Raw genomic sequence first — 20,769 nt, forward strand, 5'->3', positions numbered from 1 at the left:
GCAAGGGGTGCGGTGCGCCCGGGTGCCCCTTGGTACGGCGCCTACGGCTGCTCGGTCCGTCCCGAGTCTGCCGCACCCCACTGACAACGCGGCCGACGGACCGGGTCAGTCGTCGGCGCCGCGGTTCGACAACCGTGGCGCGTGAGCCACCGCGTCGACGGCCACCGCGTCCCGCTCAACCTCCGCCGCCAGGTTCCGCGCCCAGCCGACGATCCCCGCGAGGTCAAGCCCGTACGGCTGCGTCCGCGCTTCCACGGCTGCCCACTCCTCGACGGCGCCGGCCCCGCGTCGCAGCAGCCGGACACCGCCCGTGACGTTCCCGCGCGCGGCATGCGTGAGTCCCACGGCCAGCTGCGCGAGCCCCCGCCACAGGCCACGCTCCTGTTCCGGCCCCGACTTCCAGGCGTCCTCGAAAACCTCGTGCGCATGGAACGGTTTCCCGGCGTCCAGCAGGGCCTGCGCCTCGGTGACACTCTCCTCGGGAGGGCGTACGACCCCCTCGGGCTGCCGGGCCACCCCGGGCTCGCCGTACGGCAGCGGGCGTCCGAGCCCGTCCCGGGGCCGCGCGTTGCGCGCCCGACCCTCCTGGTCCCTATCCCGCCCGCCCACTGCTGCTGCCCGGCCCTTCCACGCACTGCTCATCCCCCGATTGTCGCGCGCTCCCCACGGCCTTCGGGGCAGCCCCTGACGTGGGGTAAAGTTCTGTCCGCGTGATCACGCGGGGCAACCGCGGGACGACGCACCGGGACGTGGCGCAGCTTGGTAGCGCACTTGACTGGGGGTCAAGGGGTCGCAGGTTCAAATCCTGTCGTCCCGACTTTTTGAAGTCGCAGGTCAGGGGCCGTTTCAGAGGAGATCTGAGGCGGCCCCTTGATCATTCTTGGGGACTGCTTGGGGACCAGTGCATTTCGCAGCGGTTGTGGCGCACCTTGACCCGGTCAGGGTGCGCCACAGTTGGCGGCCGGTGGCCCGGGTACATGCGTCGGTCAGCCGGATCACAGCGGTCCCGATGTGCCGCCGACGGTGGAGATCAGGGTCCGCCGGCGAGCTGCAGCACTGCTCCCGGCGTAGCCGGGGCCTCCGGCCCCACGACCTCCCGTACCGCAGTGAAACCACGTAGCAGGTCACTCCCGCGGCCGGCGTCCCCGACGGGGAGCCGACTCGGCCGGCCGGTCCGGCTCTCGCTCCGCGGCGGCTGCGGCGGCCGCCATCGAGAGCCGGAAAAGTCTGCGTCCGCACCGGATCTCCTCGCCGCGCATCGGGTCTGGCTGGTCCTACGCCACCATGGGGTCAGCGGCCCCAGCGCAGCGCGGCGGTCTGCACGGGTGCGTCCCACAGCCGCAGCATTTCCGCGTCGGCCCGGCACAGTGTCAGCGAGCAGCCCGCCATGTCCAGCGACGTGACGTAGTTGCCCACGAGCGTTCGCGCCACCGGCACGCCCCGGGTTTCCAGCAGCCGGGCCACTTCGGCGTGGAAGCCGTACAGCTCCAGCAGCGGCGTCGCTCCCATCCCGTTGACCAAGGCCACTACCGGCCCGTCGGCCGGAGCCACCTCCACCAGCTCCTCGAGTACGGCACCCACCGCGACCTCCGCGATCGCCCGGGCCGGCATCATCGCGCGCCGTTCTCGGCCCGGCTCGCCGTGGATCCCGACCCCGAGCTCCATCTCCCCGTCCGGCAGGTCGAAGGTCGGGCCGCCTTTCGCGGGAGTGCTGCAGGGGCTGAGCGCCACGCCGAAGCTGCGCGAGAACTCGTTGACGCGCCGGGCGATCGCGGCCACCTGCTCCAGCGGTGCACCCTCCTCGGCTGCCGCCCCGGCGATCTTCTCCACGAACAGGGTCGCCCCGGTGCCCCGCCGCCCGGCCGTGTACAGGCTGTCGGTGACGGCGACGTCGTCGTTGACCAGGACCCGCTCGACCCGGACGCCGTCCTCCTCGGCGAGCTCGGCGGCCATCTGGAAGTTCAGCACGTCGCCGGTGTAGTTCTTGACGACGAACAGCACGCCCTGCCCGGCCTCGACGGCGCTCGCCGCGCGCAGCATCTGGTCCGGGACGGGCGAGGTGAACACATCCCCGGGACATGCGGCCGACAGCATCCCGTATCCGACGAACCCGGCGTGCAGCGGCTCGTGACCGGAGCCGCCGCCGGACACCAGCCCGACCCGCCCGCCCTCCCGCGCGTCTCGCCGTACGACCACCCGCCGCTCCACGTCCACGTTCAGCTCCGGGTGGGCGGCAGCCACCCCCCGCAGGGCATCGGCGACCACGGTCTCCGGACTGTTGATCAGCATCTTCATGGGACCTCCCGGGTGGAACCGGCGGCTGAGCCTCTGCCCGGTGTCCGCACGGGGCTCAGGCATCGCCGGTGACAGGCGGGCGCATTCGCGATCGTCCGCCACACGAACAGTGTGCCGTCACGCCGTGGACATCCGCGATGGGTGCTCGCTTCCGCCCGCCTCCCCGGGCGGGGCGCGGCAGGCTCGGTCCAGGGGCCAGGGCGGTGCCGTCGACGCAGACGATGCCGCAGGTGGTGTCGTACTCCTCGGCGGGTGTGGTGGAGGAGCTGGTGGTGACGACGACCGGTCACGTCGGCCTCGTGCGCGGCGAAGGCAGGTGCCGCCGAAGCGCCGCAATCCCGGGACCCCCCGGTTGCCGTCGGCGGAGTGCTTGCCTGGGACGACGACGGGGAACCCGCCTGCGTTCGTCGCTCTTTTGCAACCACTTGTCGGCCGGTGCTCGTGAGCCGGTGGAGAGAGCAGCGCTCGCAGTCGCAGCGGAGCACAAAGGGCAGCCCCAGGCATCTCCTGCCGACGGGCGGCCTTCCGCTCCATGGCCGGGCAGCGGGCAGTATCGCCTCGCGCGCGCATGGCTCTGGCCGGTCCTACAATGATCTCTGGAGTACTCGGGGCAGTCGACGGCCGGTCCTCGGGCCGGCGGGAAGCGGGCACCCATGGCTGAGCGGCTCAAGAGATCAGGGCTGGTCGGCGAGCTTTCAGCAGAATTCGCCGGCACCATGATCCTCATCCTCTTCGGGTGCGGTGTGGTGGCTCAGGTAGTCGCCGGCGGGGCTCTCACGGACCCGGCGGGCGGCCTGGGAAACCACGACAGCATCGCCTGGGCCTGGGGCCTCGGCGTCACCCTTGGCGTCTACGTCGCGGCGAGGCTGAGCGGTGCTCACCTCAATCCCGCGGTTACCGTCGCGCTGGCGTCCTTCAAGGGCTTCCCGTGGAGCAAAGTGGCTCCCTACGCGCTGGCCCAGACGGCCGGAGCCTTCGTGGCAGCCCTGCTCGTCCGGTGGAACTACACCGAGGCGCTGGCAAAGGCGGATCCCACCCACACGATCAAGACACAGGGCGTCTTCTCCACGCTGCCCGCCAACGGCAACCCGAACCTGCCGGTCAGCGATTGGGGCGCACTCCGCGACCAGATCATCGGCACCGCGATCCTGCTGCTGCTGATCCTCGCGGTCACGGACTTGCTCAACACGCCCCCCGGCGCCAACCTGGCGCCGTTCATCGTCGGCCTGATCGTCGTGGCCATCGGCATGGCCTGGGGCACCAACGCGGGTTACGCGATCAACCCGGCACGTGACTTCGGTCCCAGGCTGGCCAGCTTCTTCACCGGGTACGGCGGAGCGTGGCGAGATCAGTACGGGCACTTCTACTTCTGGGTGCCGATCGTCGGTCCGCTGATCGGAGGTCTGCTGGGAGCGGGCCTGTACAAGTTCTTCATCGGCCGGTTCCTGCCGACTGCCGAGCCGGAGCCCCCCGGACGGGTCCCGGCCCCGGACGAAAGCTGACACGAAAGCTGACACGAGAGCTGACCGGCTCCCGGGGTTGCCGTCATCCGGCTGCCCCGGGAGAGCCCAAGGAGAGGCGGCATCCCATGGCGGACTTCGTCGGCGCGGTGGACCAAGGGACCACCAGCACCCGTTTCATGATCTTCGACCATGCCGGCAACGAGGTGGCGAGGCACCAGCTGGAGCACTCACAGATCCTCCCGCGCTCTGGGTGGGTCGAACACGACCCGGTGGAGATCTGGGAGCGCACCAACTCGGTGATCCAGAACGCGCTCCGGCACGGAAACCTCTCCCCGGAGGACCTGGCGGCCATCGGTATCACCAACCAACGGGAGACGACCGTCGTCTGGGACCCGCGCAACGGCCGCCCGTACTACAACGCCATCGTCTGGCAGGACACCCGTACCGACTCCATCGCGGCAGCGCTGGACCGCTCGGGCCAGGGCGACGTCATCCGCCGCAGGGCGGGGCTGCCGCCGGCCACGTACTTCTCCGGCGGCAAGATCCAGTGGATCCTGGAGAACGTCGACGGAGTCCGCGAGGCGGCCGAGCAGGGCCATGCCCTTTTCGGTAACACCGACTCCTGGGTGCTGTGGAATCTCACCGGCGGCCCCGACGGCGGCGTCCACGCCACCGACGTGACCAATGCCAGCCGCACCATGCTGATGGACCTGGAGACCCTCGACTGGGACGACGAGCTGCTCGGCTTCTTCGGCGTTCCCCGGGCGATGCTGCCCACCATCAACCCGTCCTCCCACGCGGAGGCGTTCGGACAGACCCGTACGTCCCGGCCGCTGCGGGCAGCCATCCCCATCACCGGTGTGCTCGGCGACCAGCAGGCAGCCACCGTCGGGCAGGTCTGCTACGCGCCCGGCGAAGCCAAGAACACCTACGGCACCGGCAACTTCCTGGTGCTCAACACCGGCACGGAACTGGTGCGGTCCCAGCACGGCCTCCTGACCACCGTGGCGTACCAGTTCGGCGACAGCCCGGCGATCTACGCACTCGAAGGCTCCATCGCAGTCACAGGCTCCGCGGTGCAATGGCTGCGTGACCAGCTGAAGATCATCAACGATGCCGCCGAGAGCGAGCGCCTGGCACGTACCGTCGAAGACAACGGTGGGATCTACTTCGTCCCCGCCTTCTCCGGCCTGTTCGCCCCGTACTGGCGTTCCGACGCCCGCGGCGCGATCGTCGGTCTCGCCCGGTACAACGACGGCGGCCACCTGGCGCGGGCCGCCCTGGAAGCCATCTGCTACCAGAGCCGAGACGTGGTGGAAGCCATGGAGCAGGACTCCGGCGTCCACCTCGACGTGCTCAAGGTCGACGGCGGCGTGACGGCCAACGACCTGTGCATGCAGATCCAGGCCGACGTCCTCGGCGTCCCGGTCAGCCGCCCGGTCGTCGCCGAGACCACCGCGCTGGGCGCCGCCTACGCCGCCGGTCTGGCCACCGGTTTCTGGCGGGACACGGACGAACTGCGCACCCACTGGCAGGAGTCCAAGCGCTGGGAACCCCAGTGGTCCGAGGAACAGCGCGAGGAAGGATACGCGGGCTGGAAGAAGGCGGTGGAGCGCACGCTCGACTGGGCCAAGGTCGAATAGGTCCTGGCCGGGAGCGACCGAACGGGGCCGCCCGAGCCGCGTGCGCGGCCCCCACCCGCACCAGCTGCACGAGGAGGACACCATGGCGAACCCGGTGGCTCTCTCGCCCGGCGCACGCGCGGAGGCCCTGGTCCGACTGGGAGAGGGTGAGCTTGACATCCTCGTCGTCGGGGGCGGCGTCGTCGGCGCCGGCGCGGCCCTGGACGCCGCCACCCGGGGCCTGAGAGTCGGCCTCGTCGAAGCCCGGGACTGGGCCTCGGGCACTTCCAGCCGCTCCAGCAAGCTCATCCACGGCGGTCTGCGCTACCTGGAGATGCTGGACTTCCGACTCGTAGCCGAAGCCCTGAAGGAACGCGGACTCCTGCTGCAGTTCCTGGCCCCTCATCTGGTGCGTCCGGTGCCGTTCCTCTACCCCCTGCGACACCGGATCAGGGAGCGCCCGTACGTCGGCGCCGGCGTGCTCCTGTACGACACCATGGCCGCGGCCTCCGGTACCTCCAGAGGTCTGCCCCACCACCGCCACCTGCTCAAGCGTCGAGCCCTGCACGAGGCGCCCGCGTTGCGTTCCGACGCCCTGGTCGGCGCGATTCAGTACTGGGACGCCCAGGTCGACGACGCCCGGCACACCATGTTCCTCGCCCGCACGGCCGTCGCCTACGGAGCGCTGGCCGCCAACCGCACCCGTGTCAGCCGCTTCCTGCGGCAGGGCGAGCGGGTGGTGGGAGCCGCTGTCACGGATCTGGAGACCGGCGACGAGACAGAGGTGCGAGCCAAGCAGGTCATCAACGCGACCGGCGTGTGGACCGACGACACCCAGGCCCTCGTCGGTACGCGCGGCCAGTTCCACGTCCGCGCCTCCAAGGGCGTACACCTGCTGGTCCCCCGGGACCGGATCAACTCCCGCACCGGGCTCATCCTCCGCACCGAGAAGAGCGTGCTGTTCGTCATCCCCTGGGGACGACACTGGATCATCGGGACCACCGACACCGACTGGACACTCGACAAGGCCCATCCCGCCCTCAGCTCCCAGGACGTCACCTACCTGCTGGAGCACGTCAACAGCGTCCTGGCCACGCCTTTGGTTCCGGAGGATGTCGAAGGCGTCTACGCCGGTCTGCGTCCCCTCCTGTCAGGCGAGGCCGCAGAAACCAGCAAACTGTCACGGGAGCACCTGGTAGCACACCCGGTACCCGGTCTCGTCGTGGTGGCCGGCGGCAAGTACACGACCTATCGAGTGATGGCCAAGGACGCAGTCGACGAGGCGGCCCGCGGCCTGGACGAGAAAGTGCCCGACTGCGTCACGCAACGCGTTCCGCTGCTCGGCGCCGACGGCTATCCGGCCCTCTGGAACTCCCGTCACAACCTCGCCGAGCGCTCCGGGCTGCATGTCGCCCGCATCGAGCACCTGTTGAACCGCTACGGCTCCCTGGTGCACGAACTGCTCGCCATGGTCGCAGCCGACTCCTCGCTCGGCGAGCCGTTGCCGAGCTCCGACGACTACCTGCGGGTCGAGGCCGTCTACGCGGTGACCCATGAGGGTGCCCGCCACCTGGAGGACGTGCTCGCCCGACGTACCCGGATCTCCATCGAGTCCTGGGACCGTGGTGTGGACGCGGCGCAGACCGTCGCGGAACTGATGGCGTCTCACCTGGGGTGGGGCCAAGCGCACCGGGACCGTGAGGTAAACCATTACTTGAAGCGGGTGGCCGCCGAACGCGAGGCCCAGCAGCAGCCGGACGACCAGACCGCCGACGCGGTACGGCTCGGCGCCCCCGACATCATTCCGGTGCCCTGAGTACGGTCGCCGGGACTGGAAACGGAGCATGAGTCACCGAGCCGGTCCCCGACCCTGTTGAGCAACTGTCCGGAACAGTGAGCCGTGGACAGTCGCACAAGGGCGTTCGATTAGTTCCGGTTCGTCGGAGCCCAGGGATCGACAGGCGGCCGCGACTTGGGGGAGCCAGGCGATCTCCACGTGGGGGGTGCGTCCCCCCGATGGTGCGTTCGAGTGGGGTGGGGAGTCCCGATGCGAAGGCGCGGTGGGCGCGGCGTCGAGGGGGCGGTCGCCGGGGGTGAGCAGGCCGCATGAGCGTCCGTGCGGGCGGTCGCGGCGGCCGCCCGTGAGGATCAGTCGGCGGCGCGAGGCCATCCCCTCAGGAAGGGTTTCCCCCGAGGCGTGCCTGGGGGCCGGTTGGGGACCACAGGGTGTGCGCGATACCGGACGGCAGGCACGTCGGCGCACAGGTTGCGGACGGATTGAGCCTGTTACTGACCTTTGAGGCGTGTTGTCGCCGGGGGCTGACGATGCGTGAACTTCGCGGTATGCCGGTTGTGTGAGATATCCGCAAGGTGGTGGGCTGACGCCTGAACGGCAGGCGCAAGGACCGCCGAATGCGGCAGTTCATCGACACCCACGACCGGATCAGCTGCTACTTCCTGCCGGCCTACGCACCCGACCTCAACCCCGTCGAGGGCATCTGGTCACTACTGCGACGCAGCAGCCAGGCCAACACCGCCTTCACCGACCCCGACCACCTCATGCGCACGCTCCGGCACGGTCTCCGCCGGATCCAGTACCGCAGCAACCTCATCGACGCATGCCTCGCCGAAACCGGCCTCACCTTGACGACACCACGGCCACAACATCAGTAGAGACAGATAATTCGGGTGACCGACACTCCTGGCGCAGTTCAGGGCCGGTTTCGGGAAGTTCCGAAACCGGCCCTTGGCTATTCTTGGGGACCAGGTGGGGACCGAAATCAGCTGCGACGCACAGGGGGCCTCGTGGATGCCGAATCGGCGGACTTCTGCCTCGGTGTGACCGGCTTTCACGTGGTGACGGACCCCGCCACGGGCAGAATGACGGAGGCGAGCTGGCGCTGGGTCCTGGAGGCCGACGGTCGTGTGATCAAGGAGGCCGACGTCCGCCTCAACGGCTCGGACTGGCAGGTCGACGCCTTCCGTGATCTGCAGTCGTATCTGCGATGGCGGGCGGACCCGAGCCGGCGCCTGGAGCATGAGAGTGAACTCCTCGACGAGTTGGGCCGGTGGATCACCCGTACGGCGCTCGAGGAGATCGGCCCCATCCTGGCGGACGAAGGCCCCTGCGTGGTGCGGATGAAGGTCCCTCCCGAGGCCCGCTTCGTCGGGGGACTGCCCTGGGAGGCGGCGGTGGTCGGCGGCAAGCCCCTGCCGCTGCACCGCGTCAGCCTCGTTCGGGATCTCGCGGCGGCGTCTGCCAGGCCGTTACGGAGGAAAAAGCATCCCATCGCGGACGCCCTGCGTGTACTGGCTCTGTTCAGCCTGCCCGACGGCACCTCCGCGCTGAATCTCAGACGGGAACGCCTGCAACTCGTCCGACTGCTGGACACGGTGGCCAAGACGAGTGGGAGAGCCATCGAACTGGCCGTCCTGCAGTACGGCGTGACGCGTGCGCGGCTGAGCAGGCTCGTGGAGGACGGGCGCGGCTGGGACGTTCTCGTGCTGTCGGGTCACGGTGGGGAAGGCGTCTTCGTCCTGGAGAAGCCGGACGGCAGTCGTGATCCGATCGGCGGAGACGCGCTGGTGGAGCTGCTGGCACCGCTGCGCCGCCGCGTCAAGTTCGTACTGGCGGCGGCCTGTTCGTCGGCGGACACCCTGACCGACGAGCGACTGGAGGCGCTGGGGATCGGCCCCGCGCACCGGTCCGCCGAGTCTTCGCACGAAGGCCCGCAGGGCCCCGAGCGGTCCGGTACCTCCCCGCACGTGGGCACCCTCGCCGAGGTCCTCGCCGATCGCCTCGACTGCGCGGTGCTCGGCATGCGGCACACCGTCACCGACGACTTCGTGACGGAGCTGAACGGTGCGGTGTTCAAACTGATGGTGGAACAGGCGAACACCCTGGGACGTGCGGTGGCCCTCGCCCTGCCCCGAGTGGTCGACACGCCGGCCACCGAGGCCAGCCCGCCCCTGGCCGCCAGCTCGCCCGCGCTGTTCGGCGGCACCGCCGTGGAACTCCTGCTCCCACCGCCCAAGGGCCCCGCCCTGATCTTCGACAGGAGCGCACTGAAACTGGCGGGCTTTCTCGACCAGCCCGCACGGTTCGTGGGCCGGGGCGCCCTGATGTCCGCGGCGAACCGTTGTCTGGCGGAGCACAGCGGAGAATCCGGCATCTTCCTCCAGGGCATGGCGGGCGCGGGCAAGACCGCGTGCGCCCTTGAACTCTCCTATGGACAGGAGGACAACTTCGCGGCGCTCGTCTGGCACAGGGCCCCTGAGGGGACCGACGGTGCTGCTGCGGACATCGCCACCTCCCTCACCGATTTCGTCCGGGCCCTGCAGCACCGCGTCGAGAACCTTCATTTCGCCGAGCTACTGGACAAGCCGGAGGAGTTGTCGGCGTTCCTGCCGATGCTCACCCAGTTCTGCAAGGAGGAGCGGGTCCTGGTCGTCCTCGACAACGTGGAGTCCCTGCTCAGCACGTCAGGTGAGTGGCGCGACCCGCGATGGGGGCTGGTGGTCGATGCCCTGACCCGGCACCGGGGCCTGTCCCGGCTGATCATGACCGGACGGCGCGCGCCCCGCTCCCTCGACCCCGGTGTGTCCGTGTACCAGGTCGAAGCCCTGTCGCCACGCGAGAGCGTGCTGCTCGCTCGCGAGATGCCGCAGCTCAGGGCGCTGCTGGACGGGGAGCTGGCCGGGCTGCACCCGAGCCGGTGCAAGGCTCTCGCGGTGGGTGTTCTGACCTCGGCACAGGGGCACCCCACCCTCATCGAGTTGGCCGAGGGCGAACTGTCCGACCCGGAGCGCCTCGCCGCGCGTCTCGCCGAAGTGGACCGTTCCTGGGAGGAGTTGGGTATCACCCCGCGGAGCTACCTCGACCTCGGCGCTGCCACCCGTGCGGATGCCACCGCCTACACGGCCGTTCTGGCCATGTGGACCAGGGGCGTGGTGTCCGCGCTCTCCGGGTCCGCCCGCCATCTCTTCCGTGTCCTGTGCTGGCTGGAGCCGGCCGACCGCAGGCCCGCGCTCCTCGAGGAGATCGGCCCGCTGCTCCGGGAGACCGGGCCAGGGGGCCCCGAAGACGGGGACACGTGGTGGCAGGACTGGTCCGAGCTGGCCGAGAGCAGCCTTGTCACCGTCGACCGGGACGCCGGCGGAGACCATGTCACCCTGGTCGTGCACCCCGAGGTCGCGGAGGCCGGCCGCAAGACCGCCGAGCACCTGCGGGAGGTCGTCGACCGACAGTTCGCCACGTACTGGACCGACCGCGCGATGGAGAGCCTGGCGACCGAACGCGAGGGCGGCTCCGGCCAGGTCATCGACGCGGCCCGGGCCGCCCTGCCGTACCTGCTGCGAAGGGGCCACTGGAGCCGGGCCGCCCTCCTCCTCGAACGCGTGCTGTTCCGCGACCCCTCGCCCAGGACCGCCGCCACGCTGCTGCCCGCGCTTCGGGACATCGGACGCCGAGCCGAGGGCAGCGACGACGAACTGGCCGCCACCCGGATTCTCGCCCGAGTGCTGGAACGCAGCGATCCGGACGAGGCCCGAACCCACCTGGAACGACTGCTGGAGGTCGCTCTCATCCGCGGTGACCACCTCGCCGCAACCGGGCTCACGGGCGACCTCGGCTGGCTCCGCTTCCGCCACGGGGACTGGGAGGGGGCTCTGGTCCTTCTCGATCGGAAGCCCGACTACACGCGGCAGGCCGGTCTGGGCCCGTGGTCGGTCCTCGGCGACGAGGCGAAACGACTGCAGATCCTGCAGCGCAGGGACCCGCCCGAGACCGTCCTCGGTGAGGTGGAGCGACTCCTCGACCGCATGGACGCCCTGTCCGCCGGCGACCTGCCGGACGGCCCGGAGAACGTGGACCCGTGGAACGTTCGCGAGGCGGTGCTGGGCATCGGGTGCGCCGCGGCCGACGCCATGGGGGCCTGGGAACTGGAGCTGACCCTCATCGACGCCGTCCTCGCCTCCCAGCAGGCCCGGGACGCCCCCGCCACGGATACCGCCCATACCCTCTTCAACCGGTACGGGCCACTGCAACGGCTGGGGAGGGGCGACGAGGCACACGAGGTCCTCATCCGCTGCCGCGCCCTCTTCGCCCGCGAACAGGACTGGGAACAGGTGGCGTTGACCACCGGGGCACTGGCCGACGTCGAGGCCGGGCGCGGGCGCTTCGACACCGCCGTGAGTCTCATGACCGAGGCGCTGCTCGGGCTCTACGGTGCGGGCAACGCCCATGTCCAGACGCTGCGGGTGGCGCACCACAACCTGGCGGTTTTCCTCGCCTCCTTGCCGACGAGGACACCCGAGGACACGCGGCGGGTCCTTCTGCACGGTCTGACTTCGGTGCTGCTCGGCGCGCTCGTCGACGGCGTGGACCTCGGGGCCGCCATCGGGCTGATCCGCCGGCTCGTCCCGGTGTACGAGTCACCGCCCGCCACCGTCGAGGAACTGGGCAGCGTCATGGACGCCGAACCCGGCATCCGGCTGGCCGATGTCCTCGCCCGCGTGGCCGACCCGGAGGAGGTGCGGGTGACGTGGGGCGCAGTGGTCGAGGCCTGGACCCGAGCGGGCGACGACTGAGGCCGCCGCCCGGGTCGGACCGCTCTGTTGCCGGGTCGGCACCACAAGCAGTTCAGGAGGAGGGCCGAGCGGATGCTCGTACCCCCTCCAGGAGGGCCTGCAGAGACAGCGGCGCGTCCGTACCGAGGATTGCGGTGAGGACACGACGCAGGTCCACGCCCGGCACCCGGCCGACCAACTCGATGACCTCGTCCACGGTGCCGGGGACGGACAGGCTGTCGCCCTCACCAGAACCGTCGCCCTCACCAGGACCTTCGCCTGCGCCGGAGCCCTCGGTGCCGGCCGGTTCGGGAAGCCGCTCGCCGTCGGTGGGCCCCCCGGCCGCCTCGATCAGCTCGGCGGCCAGCAGATGGGCGACCGCGGTCCGCGGATCGTCGTCGTGGGCCCGCGTCAGCACCCCCATGCCATGGTGTGCCACGACGATGTCCACCGCCAGGTCCGCACGGTAGGCGTAGCGCAGCGCGTCCCGGGCGAGTCCGAGGGCGGTCGAGCCGTGACCGCGCCGGTGCTCCACCCGTGCGAACGCGGTGAACGTCCATGCCAGCCCCGGCGCGAACACCTGGCGCTCGTATTCCTGCCGGCACCGCTGGAACACGGCGGCGGACTCGTCCAGTTCGCCGAGGGACAGCAGGAGTTCCCCCGTGTTGAAGAGAGTGTGGGTGCGTTCGAGGACGGGCGCGTCGCGCCGCAACTCGCAGTCTGCGATGCGTTTGTTGAAGTCGAGAGCCTCCTGGAGGCGGCCGAGGCCGTGGGCGGCCAGCCGTCCCACGTCGAGCAGCATCTCCTCCACGGTCCACGGCTCCAGACCTTCGGAAACGTCCGAGTGCCGGGACAGCCGGCCGGAGCGGTCCAGCAGGTCCTGGCTTCGTTCCAACGCCTCTTCGAAACGCCCCGTCATGGCCAGGAGCTGGGCGTGCGCTGCCTCGATGCCGAGCTTGGTCCAGGGTCCGCGGCCCGTCAGGGCGATGTGCTCGATGGCACGTTCCGCCCATGTCAGCGCCTCGGCGAGCCTGCCCACGTTGCGGTGCCGGGCCCGGAGATCGCTGGCGAGGTTGGCGGCCCGCTCGTGGTCCCCGCGGCGGACCGCGCCGTCGAACAGCTCGGTCAGACGGAGCTCACCGGCCGCGGGGTCCACCCGGAGCAGCACCCTCGCCTGTGTGCGCGCGACGCGCGCGTCCCGGTCGGCGTCACCGGCGTCCGCGACCGCCGCCTCCACGAACGGCAGCAGTGCCAGTGCGCCGGGCCGTGTCAGGTCACGGGCCAGCACCTGGCTCACCACGTCGACCAGCTGTTCCCAGTCGCCCAACCGCAACAGGTACGGACACGCCGCGCGGGCCGCACGCAGCACCTCTGTGCCGGTGCGGCCGGTGTCCTCGTTCGTGAGTGCCGCGTCCAGCGCGGCACACCAGTGGTCCGCGAGGGCGACCTCGACCTGACGGACGAGGGACGGATCGGCGCTCGCCCGGCCGGTGCCGGCCACGCTGGGATGCAGGTCCCAGCGCGGTTGTCCGTCGGTGTCGGCGCTCTGCGCGACCAGTCCGCTCCGCACGAGCGCGGGCACCGGGGCGCCGTCCGACCAGCCCCCGCCGCTCCGATTCAGGCTGTTCCACACCACGGTCACGATTCCCTGGCTGCGGTCGGCTTCCTCCATCACACTCAGTACCTGGAACAACGTGCGCTCGGCCGGGCCGAGTTCGTCGGAGATGCCTCGCGTCCAGGAGTCCAGGAGGATCGCGTAGTCCTCGGCGGTCGCCGTCTCCGCCGCGTCGGCGCCGCCGTCTCCGCCGATGTCGGCGCCCTCGGAGCGGGCGGCTTCACGGGTGCGCCGCGCGGTGTCCAGGAGCGGACCGAGCCGGTCGAGGTCCGTGGCCTGTGCGTCGGCGAGGACCAGCAGTTCGGGATGGCCTCCGGTCGCGGCGAGGACCTCCGAGACGACCTCACGCCCCCGCTCCGCCGGGACATCGGAGGCTGAGCCCTCGATCAGCTGCCCCAGCCGCGGCAGTTCACGCGCCAGCAGAATCGCCTCGCGTCGGCCGAGCGCGTGGACCGGTTCGACCGAGACCGCCGCAGGGGTGGATGCCGGACGGACACGGCTGGTCAGTACGGTCCGCGACAGCCCCGTGTGCGAGGTGAGCGCGGTGTACACGGCCTCCCAGCGTTCGTCCCGCCAGGTGCCCCGGCTCGTCAGGAGAGCTTCCGCGTTGTCGATGACCAGCAGTACCCGCCGCCGTTCGAAGAACTCCGTGAGCAGGGGCAACAGCCTGTGCAACTCCTCGCGGTCGGTGAGGGCGGGGGTCATGGACAGGCCCTTCAGCTTCCGCTCGAGGGTGATCGCCAGATCGGTCAGCGCGCTGTCGACCACGTGGGCGCTCGGCGCCCGGAGTTCGCCGTCGGCGGGTTCGGCGCCTCCGACCCGCAACCACACGAGGGCCTGGAAGTTGTCCTCCTGGGTGTACGCCAGTTCGAGGGCCGCGGTGGTCTTGCCCGACCCCGCCATGCCGTGCAGAACGATGCCGGACACCCTGCTGCGCGGTGCCAGCACCGCGTTGGCCCGGCTCATCAGCGCGACCCTGCCCACGAACCGTGCGGGCTGGTCGAGAAAACCCGCGAGTTTCAGCTTCTCCTCGTCGTAGACAAGGGGACTGCTCGGGGGTGCGGAGAGGCGCAGGGCGGCTGCGCTGCGACCGAAGAGTGCCGGCGTCACCGCGGACAGAGCCGGGAAGGAGGCGGTCGGCCGGTCGGGCACGGCCGACGCCAGCGCCCGGGTCAGCGCCGTGGCCAACGGCTGGTCACGGATCAGGAGCGCCTCGTACAGCTTCCCGCTGAGCGCGATGGCGAAGTCGTCGACTACGGGAAAACGCATGCCGACCACCGCGCAGTCCAGCCGTCCGGCGAGCGAGGACGCGAGATCGGCCAGCGGGGCCGTCGGGGCTGCCGGGGAGCTCCGACGGCGCAGCGCGGGCCCGAGACCGGGTGCGTCGAAGGAGTCGCGCGCCCGGTCGTCGGCCGACGAGCAGGACGATGCCGTGATCAGCTTCACCTGGCGGCGAAGGGGGGCCAGCAGGTCCACCAGCACGTCGTGGGGCACCTCGTCGGGGCTGCCGTCCTCGTGTTCCAGCGTCAGAACGGCACGGCCGCCGTGTGCGGAGACATGGACGACGTCCCACCCGCGGCCGTCCTCCGCGATTCCGCGCAGCCGCCGGCGGGTGACTCCGTACTGAAGCACCCGCAGTTCGACGGCACGGCCGTGCACGGCACTGACCGTACGCACGATGCGGGCCAGTTCGTGGCGCTCGCGCCGCAGGTCCAGGGCGGTGGTGGTATCGGGAAGGCTGAACAGCGCGAGGATCCGCAGTGCCGCCCCGACCGGGCGCTTCGGCAATCTGGGCGCGGACCCGCCCGGCGCGGGCACGTCATGCACGAAGACCACCCCGTAGCGCCGCAACGGGACGCCGTCGATCACGGCGGCCTCCAGCGGGCGCGCGGCAAGGGTCCGAGCCTCCCGAGGCAGAGTGACGCGCACCGTGCAGCCGACCGCGTCCTCGGCGAACCGGGCGAGCCGGACACCCACCTCTCCGAGCACCCGGGTGCCGATCCACTCACCCACCTCGCGCACCACGGCGGCCTCACGCTCCGTCCGCCGCTCCGGGTCGACGCGCCACGCGAGATAGCCGTAGAGATCCTCGAAGGCGTCGAACTGCCATTCCTCGCGCCGCAGCCGGATCTCGGCGTCCGCCTCGAACACGCCTCCGGGACCGGTCAGCAACCAGCGCCAGGACATCCCGTCCGCGTCGCTGCGAAAGCCGTCCATCGTCAGCGTCAGATCCTCGGCCGACTCGTCCGTCGCCACGGCTCACCCCTGCCCCTTACCGGATCGTTTGGGCAAGAGTGCCACAACTGTCCATCGAGAGAACTTACTTGGCATAGTGGAGGCGAGCGGCCCTCGTGGCGCGGACCGTCGAGAGGACAGCGTGAAGCCGTACGAATCACTGCGCGTCGTGAGCCGGATCCTCGGCGGCGGGGCCGACGACCGCAGAAGCGTGGACACGCTCGTGGCAGGCGGAGTCGTGGCCGCGGCGGCGGGGCCCGGGGGACGGACAGCCGGCGTCGGCTCCGTGCTCGGTCCACTCCTCGAAAAACGGACCGGCGGGCACGCCGTGCTCGTCCCCTGGACGGACCCGGTCGCCCTGTTCGAGCGCGACCCGGCGTCCGTGTCCCGGCTCGCCGACGAGTGGTACGAGACCTGCGCGGGGACTCCGGGAGTCCGGCTGTCGGTGTCGCCCCCACAGGGCGCGTGCCACGACGTCGGTGCCCAGCTGCGGACCGGGCGCCATGTCGCCGCCGTCAGCTTCGTCGCCCCGCCCACCCCGGCCGCGTGTCCGGGATGGTCCTGGCCGCTGCCTGTCGCACTGCTCCCGGACGGCACGCCCGAGGAGCGCGCGGACCTCGCTCACGCGTTGGCCGCGCGGAGCGCGCTGTGGCGGGATTGCGTCGTCGAGACCGCGCCGGAGGGCCGATGGGCGCGTGCGGCCATCGTGGTGTGCCGGGCGGACGCCTCGTCCCTGCCGCCCGTCCCCGCCGGCCAGGGGCCGACGGCTGCCATGGCGATCGCGCTGGTCGAGCCCGGCCGTACGCCCGCCGACGCCGACACACTGCTGTCCCGGATCGCGGCCCGACACGGCACCACGAGCGCCGCCTTCGCGGACACCGGAGGCGACGACGCCGAGTGGCTGGTGGCCGTGCTCTCCGCCATGGCGCACGACGCGCCCCTCGACATCGCTCTGGACTGGGCCGCCGCCTCGGTGGGCGCCCCCCTTCCCGTGCTGCGGGCCGATCCGAGACTGCTGGACACCACCCGGCTGAGCGCGGCGATCACCCGGACCGGCGTCGGTCTCCCGAGCGACGTCGCCGGCTGGACTCGTACCCTCCCCGACCCGCGGAACCGCCCGGAGACCACCGACGCCGAGGCCACGACCCGGCGATGGTCACGCCTGCTGCGGGAGGTGGCGCACGACCGGTACCGGCAGCCGCACCGAGTGGTGCGCACCGCGCTCGCGGAGACCGCGGAGAGCACAGGGGAACGGACCTGGCCGACGGCGGTCCGCCCCGACACGGACTACGACCTCACGGTCTGGGTCGGCCGACCCGGAAGGGAGACGGCGGCCCAGGAGCCGCTGCCCACGGACTCGTTCGTACCCGACCGGACGCATCGGCTCCGGATCACGGCCGTACAACTGCACGGTTCACCGCCGTCCCGAGCAGGTCAGCTCCAGGACGTCGACCTGCCGCCCGTCGGCCGGTCGGGGGAGGCCGTCTTCAGGGTGTCCTCGGGTGCCGCCGGCAGCCCCTTCCAGGTCCGTGTCACCGTCCTTCACCGCAATCGCTTCCTCCAGAGCGGTGTCCTCAGCGGCACGGTGGGATCGGGGAACGCGCCCGTCTTCGAGATCGACGCCGTGGTCCGCGCGGACACCGATGACCTCGCCGCCCGGACGCCGCACGACGTCGCTCTCACCCTCGGAACCGACGCCGGGGGAGAACCCGTCCTCACCACCGTGATCTCGAACTCCGTCGAGATCAGTGCGCCGGCCGATCTGTCCCGCACGATCAGCGCGTTGACGGCGGCGCTGCGCGATCCGGCCGAGCACCCCGAAAAGTACGGCGGCTATCGCAGTCCGACCTACGAAGAGCTGCTGATCAGCCTCGCCCAGAGCGGTCAGGCCCTGTCCCGGGCCCTGTTCGGCGAGCGGATCGGACTGGTTCCCCGGCAGCACGCCGAGGCACTACGGCGCGCCGACACCATCTCCGTGCTGGCCGCCAGGCCCGGCGACCTCCTCCCGCTGGAACTCGTGTACGACAAGCCGCTGCGGGTCGGCGGACCGCTCGGCGTGCCCGGCCGGCTCTGCCCCGACGCCCCGGCCCTCTCCGGTCCCGAGGACTGCGCGGCGCGCTGCCCCGGACACAGCGACGACAGCGTGGTGTGCCCTTTCGGGTTCTGGGGGACGAGCAAAGTGATCGAACGGTACGTGCACGCCGAGAAGTCCGCGGGACTCACCAAGGACTTCGCGCTCACCATCGGCCCGGCCGCCCGACGCGGCACCATCGACGTCGGCGAGTCCGTCCTCGCGGCGGCCTGCGACCGGGCCGACCACAACACCGAGCGCGCCTGGTCGACCGCGTTCCCCCTGCTCGGCGCCGGGTCCGCCCCCGTCGCCACCTGGAGTGAACTGGCCCGACGCACACAACGCCTGCGGGACGAGGGGGAACCACCGGGCGTACTCCTTCTCGTCGTCCACAGCGGGAATGTCGTGAGCGGCCCCGCACGCGGGACGTCCTTCCTCGTGCTGGGCACGGACGACCGGCTGTCCCTGTACGAGACGCTGGACCCGTTGCTCGCCGGGCCCGCCGAGCCGAACCCCCTGGTCCTGCTGCTGGGCTGCCGGACCGCCGACCACCACACGCCGCTGCTCGGAGCCCAGCTCAGGATGCTCGAAGCCGGGGCACCGGGAGTCGTCGGCACCCTCACTCCCGTCCTCGCCCGGCACATCGTGCCCGTGGCGGTCGAACTGATGGCCGAGATCAGACGCCTGGCGGGTGAATCCGGCGCAGGACTGCTGCTGGGCGAGGCACTCACCCGCGCCCGGCGTGCCTCTCTGCTCAAGGGCGAGGCGTCCGCCCTGGCTCTCGTGGGTTACGGGGACACGGACTGGGAGGTCCGCGTGCACGGCCGGGCCGGCGCGGTCGGGGAAGGAGCACGACGGTGATCCGGGTCGAGGCACTCCCCGCGGCGGAGGGGGACTGCCTGTGGGTCGAGTGGACGCACGCCGGGCGTCCCCACCGCATGCTGATCGACGGCGGCACCAGAGGCCGCGCCCGCCTGCCCGAGGGGCTCACCGACCGGCTCGGCCGCTTGCCGGTCCACGACCGGCGATTCGACCTCGTCGTGTGCACGCACATCGACACCGACCACATCGGCGGGCTGCTCGACCTCTTCACCCGGCCACCCGAAGGATTCGTCGCCGACGAAGTGTGGTTCAACGGTCGGGACCACCTCGTCCCCGCCGACCGCCTCGGGCCGCGACAGGGGGACCGGCTCGCCGAACTGCTGCGCGCGCGGGGCGTCGCCTGGAACAGCCGCGCACGTGGCGGGCCCGTGGTGGTGGCGGACGACGGCACGCCACCCGTCTTCCCCCTCCCCGGTCTTCGGCTCACCCTGCTCTCGCCGGACCGGACGGGGCTCACAAAGCTGCACGCCGCCTGGCCGGAACCGTCGACCGAGGACTCCGCACCGGGTCAACCCGACCTGCTCGGAGACCTGGAGGACCTGTTCGACCTCGACCCACCCGACGATGAGGAGCCCGCCGCGATTCCCTGGCGCGAACTCGCCGACGACGCAGGCTACGAACGTGACCGCCATCCCCACAACGGGTCCAGTATCGCCTTCTGTGCCGAGGACACCACGGGCGCCCGGGTGCTGTTCGGCGCCGACGCCCACGCGGAGACACTGGCCGCCTCGCTCAACAGGCTCGGTGCGGGGCGCCCGTACCGTGTCGACCTCTGCAAAGTCCCGCACCACGGCAGCGCTCACAACACGAGCACCGCACTCCTCGACGCCCTCGACTGCAACCACTGGCTCATCTCGACGCACGGAGGCCGGGCTCTGCGGCGCCTGTCAGAGGAGGCGCGGTACCGGTACGGAGAGGGCGCTCACCCCAGCCTGCGTGCCATGGCCCGGATGATGAGGCCGGGAACGCGCCCCACCTTCTGGTTCAACCACTGGGTGCCGAGCACTGAACGCTACGCCGATACCGCCCTCGCGGCCGAACTCGACTTCGACGCCGGCTACCCCGAACCCGGTTCGGAGGGCATCGCGGTCCTGGTGGAGAAGGGACGGGTGCGGCAGGCCCCGCCCCTGTGACGCCCACGGCTGCGGGGGCATGACCCGGGTGCGGCACGGGTATCCCTGCGGAGGGGTTCGCGTGGGCGCCCCGGGGGCGGCGCGCACACTTCGGGGGAGGGCTGCCATGGGGCATGCGGCGCTGTTCGTCTTGTTCGACAAGTACAGCCGACGGGCTCGTCTCAGGCCGGTCCTGATCATGCTGCTGCCGCCGACGCTGCCCCTTGTCGTGGGGGTGCAGGCCCTGCCCCGAGGCCGGTGGCTGTGGTCGCTGGTCCTGCTGAGCGGACTGCCCCTGCTCGCCGACCAGTTGGGCCGCAGCAGGGGGAAGCGGATCGAGGCGCGGCTCTTCCAGTCCTGGGGCGGCAAACCGACCGTGCAGCTGTTGCGCTGGCGCGGCCCCACCGACAGGCAGCGGCTGGAGTTCTTGCGTACCCGTATCCAGGACATCGTCGGTGCGTCCCTGCCGCTGCCCACCGAACAGGAGGAGTCGGCGGACCCGCAGCGGGCGGACGAGATCTACGACGCGGCGGGACTGGCGCTTCGAGTGCGGGCGCGAGGACTGCCCGGCGCCGAACTGGTGCAGGAGCAGAACTGCGAGTACGGCTTCCGGCGCAACACCCTCGGGCTGCGTCCGTACGCCCTCCCGACCGCCGTGGTCGCGCTGCTCGCCGTACTCGCGTGGGCCTTCGCCGAGCCCGATTTTCTGGGACGGCCGAGTACCCAGTTGCTCGTGGTCCTCGTAGTCATGGAGACGCTACTGGTGGCCTTCCAGGCGTTTTTGGTACGGGACCGGTGGGTGGCGTCCGCGGCCTGGCTGTACGCCGAGCGGCTGTTGGAGACATCGGCCCTGTCCGTACCGGGTGCGCTGCCCGCAGGTCCTGTCCCCGGCACGGCGACTTCCTGA

At 71.1% G+C, this 20,769-nt stretch carries 10 protein-coding genes, 1 tRNA gene and 1 pseudogene; 9 read left to right on the forward strand and 3 right to left on the reverse strand.

The window, feature by feature from the left end; genetic code table 11:
• Positions 1-105 precede the first annotated feature (105 nt).
• Entirely contained in the window at positions 106-642 is a 537-nt protein-coding gene (locus PV396_RS07215) for a DUF309 domain-containing protein (RefSeq protein ID WP_319201572.1), read from the reverse strand.
• 101 nt (positions 643-743) lie between these two features.
• Between PV396_RS07215 and PV396_RS07220 the strand changes: the two genes are divergently transcribed.
• Positions 744-817 (forward strand) — tRNA-Pro (locus PV396_RS07220).
• Between the two features lie 473 nt (positions 818-1,290).
• On the opposite strand, the gene dhaK is transcribed toward PV396_RS07220, so the two are convergent.
• Positions 1,291-2,295 carry a dihydroxyacetone kinase subunit DhaK gene (gene dhaK / locus PV396_RS07225; protein WP_319201574.1) on the reverse strand — a complete coding sequence of 335 codons (1,005 nt, stop codon included), beginning with the start codon at positions 2,293-2,295 and terminating at the stop codon, positions 1,291-1,293.
• A gap of 653 nt (positions 2,296-2,948) precedes the next feature.
• Here dhaK and PV396_RS07230 point away from each other — a divergent pair.
• The 5 genes and pseudogenes from PV396_RS07230 to PV396_RS07250 all read left to right on the forward strand — a co-directional run bounded on the left by PV396_RS07230 (position 2,949) and on the right by PV396_RS07250 (position 11,968).
• The gene (locus tag PV396_RS07230) at positions 2,949-3,797 is read left to right on the forward strand and encodes an MIP/aquaporin family protein (RefSeq protein WP_319201576.1); all 849 of its coding nucleotides are present in this window, start codon (positions 2,949-2,951) and stop codon (positions 3,795-3,797) included.
• A gap of 86 nt (positions 3,798-3,883) precedes the next feature.
• Positions 3,884-5,401, forward strand: coding sequence for a glycerol kinase GlpK (gene glpK / locus PV396_RS07235; protein WP_319201578.1), 1,518 nt, complete (start codon positions 3,884-3,886; stop codon positions 5,399-5,401).
• Positions 5,402-5,483: 82 nt separating this feature from the next.
• The gene (locus PV396_RS07240; protein WP_319201580.1) at positions 5,484-7,196 is read left to right on the forward strand and encodes a glycerol-3-phosphate dehydrogenase/oxidase; all 1,713 of its coding nucleotides are present in this window, start codon (positions 5,484-5,486) and stop codon (positions 7,194-7,196) included.
• Positions 7,197-7,780: 584 nt separating this feature from the next.
• A pseudogene (locus tag PV396_RS07245) lies at positions 7,781-8,053 on the forward strand (transposase); the annotation flags it as partial.
• Between the two features lie 132 nt (positions 8,054-8,185).
• Positions 8,186-11,968 (forward strand): tetratricopeptide repeat protein, encoded by a 3,783-nt coding sequence (locus PV396_RS07250; protein WP_319201582.1) that lies wholly within the window; start codon positions 8,186-8,188, stop codon positions 11,966-11,968.
• A 52-nt stretch (positions 11,969-12,020) separates the two neighbouring features.
• On the opposite strand, the gene PV396_RS07255 is transcribed toward PV396_RS07250, so the two are convergent.
• A complete protein-coding gene (locus PV396_RS07255; RefSeq protein WP_319201584.1) occupies positions 12,021-15,818 on the reverse strand; it encodes a CHAT domain-containing protein in 3,798 nt (1,265 codons plus the stop codon).
• Positions 15,819-15,939: 121 nt separating this feature from the next.
• Between PV396_RS07255 and PV396_RS07260 the strand changes: the two genes are divergently transcribed.
• The 3 genes from PV396_RS07260 to PV396_RS07270 all read left to right on the forward strand — a co-directional run bounded on the left by PV396_RS07260 (position 15,940) and on the right by PV396_RS07270 (position 20,769).
• Complete coding sequence (locus tag PV396_RS07260) at positions 15,940-18,729, forward strand: CHAT domain-containing protein (protein WP_319201586.1); 2,790 nt, start codon at positions 15,940-15,942, stop codon at positions 18,727-18,729.
• Positions 18,726-19,883 carry a ComEC/Rec2 family competence protein gene (locus tag PV396_RS07265; protein ID WP_319201588.1) on the forward strand — a complete coding sequence of 386 codons (1,158 nt, stop codon included), beginning with the start codon at positions 18,726-18,728 and terminating at the stop codon, positions 19,881-19,883. Before PV396_RS07260 ends, PV396_RS07265 begins: the two co-directional genes overlap by 4 nt.
• Before the next feature lie 106 nt (positions 19,884-19,989).
• Positions 19,990-20,769, forward strand: a complete 780-nt coding sequence (locus PV396_RS07270; protein ID WP_319201590.1) for a hypothetical protein — start codon at positions 19,990-19,992, stop codon at positions 20,767-20,769.

Origin of the sequence: Streptomyces sp. ME02-8801-2C, from assembly GCF_033793965.1 — a bacterium.
Taxonomy (GTDB): Bacteria; Actinomycetota; Actinomycetes; order Streptomycetales; family Streptomycetaceae; genus Streptomyces.

Coding starts and splice junctions, on each gene's coding strand:
- PV396_RS07215 (WP_319201572.1), bottom strand. CDS start 642: ATGAGCAGTGCGTGGAAGGGCCGGGCAGCAGCAGTGGGCGGGCGGGAT.
- dhaK (WP_319201574.1), bottom strand. CDS start 2,295: ATGAAGATGCTGATCAACAGTCCGGAGACCGTGGTCGCCGATGCCCTG.
- PV396_RS07230 (WP_319201576.1), top strand. CDS start 2,949: ATGGCTGAGCGGCTCAAGAGATCAGGGCTGGTCGGCGAGCTTTCAGCA.
- glpK (WP_319201578.1), top strand. CDS start 3,884: ATGGCGGACTTCGTCGGCGCGGTGGACCAAGGGACCACCAGCACCCGT.
- PV396_RS07240 (WP_319201580.1), top strand. CDS start 5,484: ATGGCGAACCCGGTGGCTCTCTCGCCCGGCGCACGCGCGGAGGCCCTG.
- PV396_RS07270 (WP_319201590.1), top strand. CDS start 19,990: ATGGGGCATGCGGCGCTGTTCGTCTTGTTCGACAAGTACAGCCGACGG.